We start from the raw sequence: 11,052 nt of genomic DNA, 5'->3' as shown, positions 1-11,052 counted from the left end.
CCGCCCACTCCTCGCGCTGCGCCTTCGGGTCGTGCCCCCGTGCCCGTGCCCGTCGCCGTGACCGCCGTGCCCGTGCTCACCACCGCCGTGCGCGTTGCCGTGGCCGCCACCACCGTGCGCGTCGCCGTGCCCGCGCCCGCCACCGCCGTGCGCGTCGCCGTGCCCGTGCCCGCCACCGCCGTGCCCGTGTCCGCGGCTGTGCTCCTGCCACGCGGTCGCGCCGAGCACATGCGCGATCCGCTCCGCGATCACCCGCCGGGAGTCCGCGTCCACCTCCGGCAGCGCCGCGTCCACCCGGGTCCGCGCCTCCGCTTCCGCGACCGGCCGGGCGTGCTCCAGACTGTGGACCCGGACCTCGCTGAGCAGCACCGGCGGCGGCAGGGCCGGCCGTCGGTCCTCGTCGGGGTGCCGGCGGCCGACCGGGGCCGGCCCTAGGTTCAGACCGGCGTCGCCGCCCGGGTCTCCGGCGGGGCGGGTCATCGCGGCCGCTGCGGGGACCGCGTACGGAGGCGCTTCGAACGGCCCCTTGGCCGGTACGGGTTCGGGAGGCGCGGCTCCGGTACGGAGGAGGCGTCATACCCCGGCTGTTTCGGCTCTGTCCCCTTCACACGTCTCATCGTGGGGGGACGCCGGGAGCCGGAGCCGGATACCTACGGCTCTCTGACGGGCCGCTGACGGAGCCCTAACGGGCCGCTGACGGCGCCCTGACGGGCTGCTGACGGCGCCCTGACGCGCCGGGTGCGGGGCGGGCCGCACACACCTCGACGGCCCCGCGCATGTCGACGGCCCCGCGCATGTCGACGGCCCCGCACCGCCGACGGGGTCGCCGGAGAGCAAGGCCGTCGAGTGTGGTGGAGCTGTCAGAACTTCCACGTGGCGACGTTGGACCACTCGGCCTCGGTGTAGTTGCCCCAGTTGACGTGCCAGGTGTGGGCGATCTGCCCGAGTATGCCGTCGGGACCGAGCAGGCCGTTGGCGGCGAGGTCCCACTCGTTCATCATGTCCTGGAAGTAGAGGGAGGCATCGCTGTGCAGCCAGGTCTCTTTGAGCGGCATGAGCTGCTTCTTGAGGTAGTCCAGCTCCTCGGCGATGACCGTGGCCATGTAGTTGATGTCCTGGCCGGCGGTGGCGAGGGATTCGTCGACCTTCAGCGTGGAGTTCTCGATACTCCGTGACATCTGCTGCTCCTTCAGTTGAAGTTGGTGCCGGTGGGTGGGGTGGGGATGCTCACGCCCAAATCCCGGATGATGTTCCGGGCTTCGGTGTCGTAGTAGTTGTCGAATGTTTCGCCGAGGCCGTCGCCTGTGTCGACCGGTGCGTTGTGCATCATCGAGGCGTAGTTGTCGTATTCCGCCATGAGTATCTGGTTGGCCGACTGCGTCTGGACGTTCTCCGCGACCTTGTACGTCACTTGGCGCGCTTGGCTCACGTACTCGTAGGTGACGTTGTAGTCGATCCCGTTGCCGATGGCACCGCCGTGCCCGTCGGGCGCGATGTCGGTCTGTGAGTCGGGGAGGCCGCCAACACGTGGGGCACTGCTACGATGCCGCCGACCTTTCCGGAAATGGAGGGTGGCCGCTGGGGAAACACCGGGTGGCCTCGGGAGAGGAACCGTTGCTCTGGTCGGTCTGCTCCGTCAGTTGAAGTTGGTGCCGGTGGGCGGGGTGGGGATGTTCCCGCCCAATTCCCGGATGTTGTTGATGTTCTGGGCTTCGGTGTTGTAGTAGTTGTCGAATGTTTTGCCGAGGCCGTCGCCTATGTCGACCAGTGCGTTGTGCATCATCGAGGCGTAGTTGTCGTATTCCGCCATGAGTATCTGGAAGGCGTCGGCGGCGACGCCCCCGTATACGGCTTCTATCTTCTGGACGTACTTCTTGAGGTTGGCCAACTGCGTCTGGACGTTCTCCGCGACCTTGTAGGTCACTTGGCACGCCTGGCTCAGGTACTCGTAGGTGACGTTGTAGTCGATCCCGTTGCCGATGGCACCGCCGTGCCCATCGGGCACGATTTCGAGCAGTTGTCGGAGCTGGGGATGGTCGGGGCCTACTTGGTTGGGGTCTGCCGCGTAGAGCGGTACGGTTTGAGGCACGAATGCGTCGGATTGTCCGCTCTGGTCGGAGGCTGTCATTGTCCACCACCACGTTCTCTTGACGGCGTGTCGGACACCTTCGCCGCGTCCGGTGTCCCGGGGGAGTGGCTCGCCGGCCGCCCGGTGGGTCCGCAGGGTGCCGACGGTGATGCCACGTACGGTCCTACAGTCTGCCGACGAGGGCCCGTCCCGGGAAGGGGGCCCGGATCTTCGTGAAGGAAATGCCGATTTGGGACGGAATTAGCGTCAAGGCTCCGCGAAGGGTGGACGGTGGCAGTCGTTCCGTCGTGGTCCGGCGAGGGCGAGCGGGCCGCTCGGCGGGGTCCGCCGGTACCTTTGGCCCGGCCCGTCCGGTAATTCGGCTGCGCTGTGTGCTTGCGTACGGCGCCGCCGACCTCTCCGGAAACGGCGGATGGCCACGGGGAAAACACCTGGTAAGCATGGGGCGAGGAGACGTACATCATGGCAGCGGCAAAGCCGGAAAGGCCCACCGAAGGCATATCGGCTGATCCAGTACTACAGGATCCGAGGGTGCCCGGGGGGAACGCCTCGCCCGGTTCTGGGGGGGCGCCGCCGGTGTCGGGGCGGACCCGGTCCGAGGACGTGCTCCGGGCCGCCGGCGGCGGTCTGGCGCGCGGTTCGCTGCGGCGCGGCCAGTGGTCCACGCCGCAGCAGCCCGACCGGCCGGCCGGCGAGGACGGCGGCAGCGGCGCCGGCACCGGCAGCGGCGCCGAACCCGACGCGCGTACCCGGGCGCTCGGCGCCGTCACCCGCGCCCGGAACGCGGAGGCCGCGCGGAACGCGGCGCGGGTCGGGGATGGTCCGGGCGGCGGCCCCGGAGACGGACCCGGCCCCGGAGACGGACCCGGGGAGGAGCTCGGGGACGAGGTCGAAGACGGCGGGGTGGCGCGCAGGCCCATACCGGGAGTCGCCATCGCGGTCGCGGTGGCGGTGCTGGTGGTCGGCGTGGGCACGGCGGTGGGCGTGGAGATGCACGGCCACGGCAGCGGCCACTCCGGTGCCAAGGCGGAGAACGCGGCCGCCTCGGGCAGCTCGGTCGACGCGCAGCAGGAGGTGGACGGTTCGCTGCCCTCCGCGGGCGGGGCCCCGACCAGCGGCAAGCCCAGCACGAAGCCGACGGCGGGGAAGACCGCGACGGCCGGTACGACCACGAAGCCCACCGCGGGGGCGCCGACCGCGGCGTCGACCGCGGCACCGCCCAAGACGACGTCCGACAAGTCCGGGGCGGGCACGTCGACGAAGTCCTCGGGGCCGACCCCGGTCGGCTCCTGGGAGATCAGGCCCGGCGCCCTGGGCGCGGACGACACCGGCGCCCACACCGCCGGCGCCGCCAACGTCACCACCGCCGGCGGACACGGCGGTTGCGGCGTCTTCAACGGCACCAGCAGCCAGCTGACCACCTCCTCGGCGGTGCTGTCCACCGGCGCCGGCCGGAGCTTCACCGTCTCGGCCTGGGCATACCTGACCAGCGACGCGCACATCGCCACCGTGCTCAGCCAGGACGGCCAGGTGAACAGCGGCTTCTACCTCCAGTACTCCAAGACCGACAACCGCTGGGCCTTCTCCCGGGTGCTGAACGACACCGCGGTCCCCTCCAACGCCACCACGGTCCGCGCCCTGTCGAAGGCCGCGCCGGCCCTGAGCACCTGGACCCACCTCGTCGGCGTGTACGACGGCTCCGCCGGGCGGATGACCCTGTACGTCAACTCGGTCGCGCAGAGCTCCGCCGCGTACACCAGCGCCTTCGCCTCCAACGGCGGCCTCGCCATCGGCCGCGGCAAGGCGAACAGCAAGCAGCTCGACTGGTTCTCCGGGGAGATCAACGACGTCACCGTGTTCAGCCGGGCGCTCAGCGCCTCGGAGGTCCAGGGGCTGGCGTGACCGGCGGGCGGCCCCCGGGACACCGGACGCGCCCGTGACGAGGGCGCCGGTGACACCAGAACGGGGATCTGGAGAGCGCCTTCCCCGCCGGGAACAATGACCCTGCCGGACCGCGGACTTCTAGGGACACCTCTTTCGTGGATGAACACTGCCGGATCACCGTCGTCGGCGAGCGGCGCCAGGTCGACCTCGCGGTGCCCGCCGGCGCGCCGATCATCACCTATGTCGACTCCCTGGCCCGGATGTGCGGGCAGCAGGGGAACGACCTGATGCCCGCGGCGTGGACGCTGGCCGGAGCGGTCAACTCGCCGTTCGCCCCCGAGCAGTCGCTGGCCCAGGCGGGCGTCGTCGACGGCCAGGTGCTCTACCTGTGCGACGTGGCGGCCCACGAGTTCGCCGAGCCGGTGCTGTACGACGTGAGTGAGCGCGTCGCCGAACTCGCCGAGGGAGCGCTGGAGCGCCGCTGGGACGTCCGCGCCAGGGTGGTCACGGTGCTGGCGGTCGGCCTGGCCTGGCTGCTGGCGACGATGATGGGCGCACAGGCGGCCGGCCGGCTGGCCGACTCCGTGCTCTCCGACCTGTCGGTGACGGCCGGGCTGCTGCTGCCCGCACTGGCCTGGGCCGCCGGCGAACGACGGTGGCCGGTGCCCCGACGGGCGCGTGAGGCGCTCGCCCTGGCCGCGGTCCCGCTGCTGGCGCTCGGCGCCCGCGCGGTGGCGGCGGCCGACTGGGCCCCGGCGCGGCCGGCCCCGCCCACCTCACCCGCGGCGGCTTCCTCCTGGCCGCGCTCGCGGTGGGCGCCCTGGTCGGTGCCATCCTCGCGTACCTGGGCGCGTTCGGCGTGACCACCGGCGCGGTGCTGACCGCGGCGGTCTGCGTGGCGGCGGTGGGCACCGTGCTGGCCATGGTGGGCGCCGACCTGACCCAGACGGCCGCGGTGGCGGCGGTGGTGTCCTTCGTGCTGCTGACCTTCACCGTGCCGACCGCCAGCGGCCTGGTCGGCTACGTCGCGCGCCGCAACAGCATGCGCCAGGAGACCGCGGCGGACGACGCCGGGGATCCGGTCGCCGCGGCGGTGGCCGCCGCGAAGACGCTGCTGGTGGCCTGGACCTGCTTCCTGGCCGCGGTGCTGGCCGCCGCGCTGGTGGTGCTGGCCGCCGACCGGTCCCGGTACGGCGTGTGGCTGGCGGTCTGCATGGGCGGCGCGCTGCTGATGCGCGCCGGAAGCGCGCGGCTGGTCGCCGAGGTGGTGCCGGTCGGCGCCGCGGGCGCCGCCGGACTGTGCATGGCGCTGGTCCTGGGGGCGGACCGGCTGGGCTGGTCGGGTTGGACCGCGCCGGGTGCCGCGTGCCTGGTCGCCGTCGGGCTGCTGGTCTACGGCTTCCGCAACCTCGTCCGCAACCCCGACACGCTGTTCCGGAGCCACCCCGGGTGGATGACCACCGCGGGGTCGGTCCTGGGCGGGGGCGGATTCGCCCTGGCCCTGGCCACGTTCGGCGCGTACGGATGGTTCGTCCACTTCGGCCGGGGCCTGTGAGCGGCCCGTCCGGGGACCGGCGCCCGAGCCTCGTCGGCCGGCCGCCCGCGTCAGGCCGCCGGAGGGCGCGCCCGCTCGTCCCAGGGGCCGTCGGTCACCGAGGGGCGCGCCTCGGAGCCGGACAGCAGCCCGAGTTCGAGGGCCTTCCGGGTCAGGTCGGCCTTGTTCCCCACGCCCAGCTTGTTCCTGATCCGCTTCACGTAGGTGCTGACGGTGGTCTCGGTCAGCGCCATCCGGCGGGCGATCTGGCGGTGGGTGAGCCCGGCGGCCAGCCAGCGCAGCGTCTCGATCTCACGCCGGGCCAGGGTGGGCGGCGAGGCCGCGGGCGGCCGGCGCAGCTCGGCGCGGAGCCGGGCGGCGAGCACCGGACTGATGTGCATCCCGCCCTGCGCCACGGTGCCGATGGCCCCGAGCAGCTCCTCGTCGTCGGTCTGCCGGCTCACGCAGCCGTAGGCACCGGCCCGCAGCGCCTCGGAGACCTGCCTGCCGCCGAGGAAGTCGCCCACCACGAGCACCCGGCCCAGCTCGGAGAGGGAGCCGATCACCCGGTCCAGGTCCAGTCCCGGATCCGGTGGGGGACCCAGAACGATGACGTCCGGGCCCAACCGGCCCGCCAGTCCGGCGGCCAGCTCGTGGGGTTCGGCCACCACCGAGACCAGCAGCGCCCCGGGGAACCCGGACAACAGGCTCTCCAGGCCGCGCCGGACCAAGCTGTTGTATTCGACGACGGCAACGCGCGATATATGGGGCATCCGGCCGCGACTCCCGGTTTCTTGCGCAGACTTAACGGTTCGTTGACAAAGCCCCCGTGGGATTGGCCGATGATACCCGCCTGTGGTTTCCAGACCGACAACTCGGGACTATCCGCAGGTGAACGCGGGTGCTCTCACCTCGGGGTGACGCTCGCGAGGCGATTTACGGTTCCCGGGCGAGAACGTCGCACGGCCCTGAACCGGTATATATCACAGCAGACCGCCATATCAACGGTGTTGTGTGGAAGAGGTGTTCGGCGACCTTTGGTTGGCGGCTACACCGGGCTACGAGGAGCGCTGCCTGCGTATGAACGATGAGGACTGGCGCGGATTCTCGTCCGCGTTCGACCGGGCCGTGCGGCCTGACGCCAAGCCGGGCCACTCGGGCGCCCGCGTGCTCGTCATCGGCTTCGCGGTGATGGTCGCCGCCGCCCTCGGCTCCCTCCTGAACGGCGCGCTCGGCGGCGGCCGGGCCGTCGCCGAGCCCGGGGACGTCAAGCCGATCGCCTCCCCCAGCAGCCCCGGCGGGCAGGGCGCCGCCCAGTCCGGCACCTCCTGGACCGAGGTGGCCGGCCCCGGCTGCGCCTCGTCCGCCTCCGCCAGCTTCGCGGCGTACGGCTACTACTCCGGGACCAACAGCGACCAGACCACCGGCTGGTCCAGCTCCGCCAAGGGCGGCTACAGCGGCGGCAGCTGCACCGGCAGCTACCTGTCCATACCGGTCTCGGGCCAGTCCAGCTCGTACGACGACAGCCGCTTCGCCCTGTGGCACTTCGACTTCAGCCAGGCGTACACCAGCGCGTCGTGCACCCTCGACACCTACGTGCCGGACAACGCCCAGCGGACCTACGTCGGCGGCGACCCGGCCTACTACTACTACTTCCAGACCGACTACGGATACGGCTCCACCGACACCCCGTTCGGCGGATACACCGTCTCCCAGGTGACCCACCGCGGCCAGTGGGTGAGCGGCAAGCCGTTCAAGGTCAGGACCGGTGTGGTGACGGTGAAACTGGTCGACGCCGGTGCCCGGGACGGCGCCGACGCGAAGGACGCCCATGTCGCCGTCGCGCAGGTGCGGATCACCTGCCAGGCGCTATGAGGCCACGCCGGACGAGCACCCGCCAGGGCACCGCACGGGGCTCGGAGTGAAGGCCACGCTGCGGGTGGGCCCGCGCGGCTGGGGCGGACACCGGACGATCATGGCGGCGGTCCGGGCCGCCGAACCCGGAACCGTGATCCTGGTCCAGGCCGGCACGTACACCGAGAACATCACGCTGGACCGCGACGTCACGCTGGTCGCCGAGAAGGGCCCCGGCACGGTGCGCGTCGTCGGCGGCCACGGCCCCGCGCTCAGTGCGCAGGGCCGCGGCGGCACCGTCCGCGACCTGGTGATCGAGAGCCCGCACGGCGAACCCGCCGTCGCGATCGGGGCCGGCACGGTCGTGATCGAGGGGTGCGAGATCACCGGCGGCCCCGTCCACGTGACCGGGACCGCGGCCCCCGTGCTCCGCGACTGCCAGGTGCACCACACCGGCGAGGTGGGCCTCTACCTCGGCGGCGACAGCACCGCCGTGGTCGAGCGGACCGTGGTGGCCGACATCCGCTCGGCGGGCGTCTTCGCCGACCACGGCGCCGCCCCGGTCCTGCGGCAGGCGAAGGTGACCAGGACCGGCGGCCACGGGCTGCGGTTCAGCGGCTCCTCCCGCGCGACCGTCGAGGACTGCGAGATCAGCCACACCGGCGCGGCGGCGGTGGCCGTCGACGGGGCGGCGGTGCCGGTGCTGCGCGACTGCCGCATCCAGGACAGCGCGGGCGTCGGCGTCGTCGTCACCGGCAACGCCGGAGCGGCGGCCGGCACCTCGCCCGGCCAGGCCGCGGCGGCGGAGCTGGGCGCGGGCAGCGAAGACGGGGACGGCGCGGGCATGTCGGCGGGCGGATCGTCCGGCGTGACCCTGCACGGCTGCCGGGTCGAGCGCACCGCCAAGGACGGGGTGCACGTGACCGGGCAGTCCGTCGCCTCTCTGGTGGACTGCCGGATCAGCGACGTACGGGCGGCCGGCGTCGTGGTCGGCGGCAACGCCCGGCTGCGGGTGGAGGCCACCGCGATCAGCGACACCGCCGACACCGGGATCGCCGCGGGCGGCACCGCCCTGGCCGAGGTGTACCGGGTCACCGTCACCCGGACCGCCGCCAACGGCGTCTACGTCACCGAGTCGGCCCGCCTCGCGCTCAACACCACCTCGATCGGCGACGCCAAGTACACCGCGGTGCACGCCGACGGCGGCAGCCGCCTGGCGGTCCGTCGCTGCGAGCTGCGCGGCACACCCGAGCACGGGCTGCGCTGCGGCGGCTCCTCGCTGGTCCTGGTCGAGGACACCGTGATCGAGGACGCCGGACTCGCCGGCGTCCTCGTCGACGGCGGCGACCTGTCGGCCCGCCGCTGCCGCATAGGCAAGGTGGGCACCGGCATCAGCCTGGAAACCCTGCACCGGCCGCTCTTCGACGAGTGCGAGGTGGACGGCTGCACCGGGATCGGCCTGGACGTCGCCAAGGACACCGCCGCGATGGTCGTCGACAGCCGGATACTCAACACCGGCGCGGCCGGCGTCTTCGTCCGGGAACGCGCCTCGCTGTGGCTGACCGACTCCACCATCGCCGACACCCGGGGCACCGGCCTGGTGGTGCAGGAACGCGCCACCCCCCGGGTACGCGGGGTGTCCATCACCCGCACCGCGAAGAACGGCCTCTACGTCGCCGACCGCGCCGCCGGGCGCTTCGACTCCTGCGACGTCAGCGCCACCGCCTTCCCCGCCGTCTACGTCGGCGACGCCGCCACCCCGCTGCTGCGCGGCTGCCTCATCCACGACACCGACGAGGCGGTGAAGCTCGCGGACGGCGCCGAGCCGACGTTCCTGTCCTGCCAGGTGCGGGACGTGAAGGCCGGCGAGATCCCGGAGAGCGCCACCGGCGCGGCCCCCGGACCGGGGTCCGCCCCCGGCCCCGGAGTGCCCGTCGTGGCCACCCCCGCCGGGGCACCGGCGCCCGCCCATGACGGCGCCCCGGCCGGACCCGCCACCCAGGAGGACAGGAGCGAGAGCCTGGCCGAGGTGCTGGCGGAACTGGAGGGCCTGGTCGGCCTGGACGGTGTCAAGCAGGACGTCAGCACCATGGTCAAGGTGATGCAGATGGTCCGGCAGCGAACCGAGGCCGGGCTCGCCTCCCCGCCGCTGAGCCGCCACCTGGTCTTCGCCGGGAACAGCGGCACCGGCAAGACCACCGTCGCCCGCCTCTACGGCCGCATCCTCGCCGCGGTCGGCCTGCTCTCCCGCGGCCACCTGGTGGAGGCCGACCGGGGAGCCCTCGTCGGCGAGTACGTCGGGCACACCGCGCCGAAGACCACCGCCATCTTCCGGCGGGCCCTCGGCGGTGTCCTGTTCATCGACGAGGCCTACGCCCTGACCCCCGGCGGCCAGAGCGGCAACGACTACGGGCGCGAGGCCATCGCCACCCTCGTGAAGCTGATGGAGGACCACCGCGACAACGTCGTGGTCATCGTCGCCGGCTACCCCGAGGAGATGGAGCGGTTCATCGACGTCAACCCCGGCCTGGCCTCCCGGTTCACCCGCACCCTCGTCTTCGAGGACTACGACGGTCCCGAGCTGGTGCGCATCGTCGAGTGGCAGGCCGGCAAGCACCAGTACGAACTGCCCGCGGAGACCAGCGCGGCACTGCTCGGCTGCTTCGAGTCGATGGTCCGCGACGACCGCTTCGGCAACGGCCGCACCGCCCGGCAGACGTTCCAGCGCATGACCGAGAACCACGCCCGCCGAGTGGTCGAGATGACGGCCCCGAGCACCGAGGACCTGGTGACGCTGCTCCCCGCCGACCTACCCCTATGACGACGCCGTTATCGGCGTTTGCGGCGGCCCCGTTACCGGCGTTGTCGGCTTCAGCTCCGATGCCGCCTTCGCCTCCTTCGCCTCCTCCACTTCCTTCTTCCAGTCCTGCGCGGCGGTGCTGTCCGACATCGTGGAGGTGTCCGTGAACGCGGCGTTGCTGTCCATGACGGCGTACGTCTGGCCGGCGTTGTTGAGCAGCGCGTTGAACTGACCCATGGCCTCGACCACGCCGCCGATCTGGGCCAGCATGGTGTGCATCGCCGGGATGATCGACGCGGCGTAGTCCTTGGAGCTCTGATCGGTGTCACCAGGTAGCCAGTGGTGAGAGTACCCCTGCTCAACGGTGCTTGATCCGCTGCCGTTGGTCGTCGGAGTGGAGGTCTCCTGGCCCACTTCCTGGCCGAAGAAGTTCGGTTCGTTGGCCTTCGAGACCTCGTTCTTCAGGATCTCGAGTTCGGAGATCGTCGCCGCAGTCGAGTCCAGGCAGCTCTGTTCAGCCGAGCGCAGGGCTGCCAGGTTGACGGAGAACGCGCCGTTCTCCACCGAAGTTGACGTGGCGAAAGGTTTCGACGAGCTGGGTGGGGGGCTCACCGGGATGAAACTGGGGGCTGCGGTGTAGGACGACGACAGGGTCGGTATGGGGCTGTCCTTGGGGGTCGAGCCCGAGCTTGAGTCCGAGTCTGAATCCGACCCGGTGTTGACGGTACCGCCGTAAACGGCCGTGTAGTCCTCGCCGGCCTTCTTCTGCGAGTCCTTGGAGTTGTCGACCGTCGGTTCCCATGGCTTTTCCTGGTACTTGGACTTGATCGCATCGTAGTCGGAGACCATCGGCAGTGCACCTCTCTCTGCTCCCGGACCGCCGGCCCGTAG

The 11,052-nt window shown here is 71.8% G+C and carries 11 protein-coding genes; 6 read left to right on the top strand and 5 right to left on the bottom strand.

What is annotated here, in order from left to right:
• Nucleotides 1-45 precede the first annotated feature (45 nt).
• A complete protein-coding gene (locus BS72_RS36495) occupies nt 46-435 on the top strand; it encodes a hypothetical protein (protein ID WP_157856229.1) in 390 nt (129 codons plus the stop codon).
• A gap of 425 nt (nt 436-860) precedes the next feature.
• On the opposite strand, the gene BS72_RS14300 is transcribed toward BS72_RS36495, so the two are convergent.
• The 3 genes from BS72_RS14300 to BS72_RS14290 form a co-directional block, all read right to left on the bottom strand.
• Nucleotides 861-1,178, bottom strand: coding sequence for a WXG100 family type VII secretion target (locus BS72_RS14300; RefSeq protein ID WP_037910860.1), 318 nt, complete (start codon nt 1,176-1,178; stop codon nt 861-863).
• 11 nt (nt 1,179-1,189) lie between these two features.
• The gene (locus BS72_RS14295; protein WP_232792405.1) at nt 1,190-1,429 is read right to left on the bottom strand and encodes a hypothetical protein; all 240 of its coding nucleotides are present in this window, start codon (nt 1,427-1,429) and stop codon (nt 1,190-1,192) included.
• Nucleotides 1,430-1,636: 207 nt separating this feature from the next.
• Nucleotides 1,637-2,128 (bottom strand): WXG100 family type VII secretion target, encoded by a 492-nt coding sequence (locus BS72_RS14290; RefSeq protein ID WP_078901362.1) that lies wholly within the window; start codon nt 2,126-2,128, stop codon nt 1,637-1,639.
• Between the two features lie 564 nt (nt 2,129-2,692).
• Between BS72_RS14290 and BS72_RS14285 the strand changes: the two genes are divergently transcribed.
• The 3 genes from BS72_RS14285 (at nt 2,693) to BS72_RS34095 (ending at nt 5,528) form a co-directional block, all read left to right on the top strand.
• On the top strand, nt 2,693-3,991 hold the full coding sequence (locus tag BS72_RS14285) for a LamG domain-containing protein (protein WP_157856228.1): 1,299 nt from the start codon (nt 2,693-2,695) through the stop codon (nt 3,989-3,991).
• Nucleotides 3,992-4,128: 137 nt separating this feature from the next.
• On the top strand, nt 4,129-4,836 hold the full coding sequence (locus tag BS72_RS37235; RefSeq protein WP_051951105.1) for an EsaB/YukD family protein: 708 nt from the start codon (nt 4,129-4,131) through the stop codon (nt 4,834-4,836).
• Complete coding sequence (locus BS72_RS34095; protein ID WP_456049139.1) at nt 4,719-5,528, top strand: hypothetical protein; 810 nt, start codon at nt 4,719-4,721, stop codon at nt 5,526-5,528. The genes BS72_RS37235 and BS72_RS34095 overlap by 118 nt, the downstream gene beginning before the upstream one ends.
• A gap of 50 nt (nt 5,529-5,578) precedes the next feature.
• Here BS72_RS34095 and BS72_RS14275 read toward each other — a convergent pair whose 3' ends face one another.
• Nucleotides 5,579-6,280 (bottom strand): LuxR C-terminal-related transcriptional regulator, encoded by a 702-nt coding sequence (locus BS72_RS14275; RefSeq protein WP_051951103.1) that lies wholly within the window; start codon nt 6,278-6,280, stop codon nt 5,579-5,581.
• Between the two features lie 307 nt (nt 6,281-6,587).
• Between BS72_RS14275 and BS72_RS14270 the strand changes: the two genes are divergently transcribed.
• Together BS72_RS14270 and BS72_RS14265 are read left to right on the top strand one after the other, a co-directional pair.
• Nucleotides 6,588-7,382: a hypothetical protein gene (locus BS72_RS14270; protein WP_037910852.1), complete on the top strand. Its 795-nt coding sequence runs from the start codon at nt 6,588-6,590 to the stop codon at nt 7,380-7,382.
• Nucleotides 7,383-7,428: 46 nt separating this feature from the next.
• Nucleotides 7,429-10,182 carry a right-handed parallel beta-helix repeat-containing protein gene (locus BS72_RS14265; RefSeq protein ID WP_037910851.1) on the top strand — a complete coding sequence of 918 codons (2,754 nt, stop codon included), beginning with the start codon at nt 7,429-7,431 and terminating at the stop codon, nt 10,180-10,182.
• On the opposite strand, the gene BS72_RS14260 is transcribed toward BS72_RS14265, so the two are convergent.
• The gene (locus BS72_RS14260; RefSeq protein WP_037910848.1) at nt 10,177-11,010 is read right to left on the bottom strand and encodes a hypothetical protein; all 834 of its coding nucleotides are present in this window, start codon (nt 11,008-11,010) and stop codon (nt 10,177-10,179) included. The genes BS72_RS14265 and BS72_RS14260 overlap by 6 nt on opposite strands.
• Nucleotides 11,011-11,052: the final 42 nt, after the last annotated feature.

The organism is Actinacidiphila yeochonensis CN732, from assembly GCF_000745345.1.
GTDB classification, from domain to species: Bacteria; Actinomycetota; Actinomycetes; order Streptomycetales; family Streptomycetaceae; genus Actinacidiphila; species Actinacidiphila yeochonensis.
Note: the sequence above shows the minus strand (reverse complement) of the source record. Positions and strands in the feature narration are given on the sequence as shown.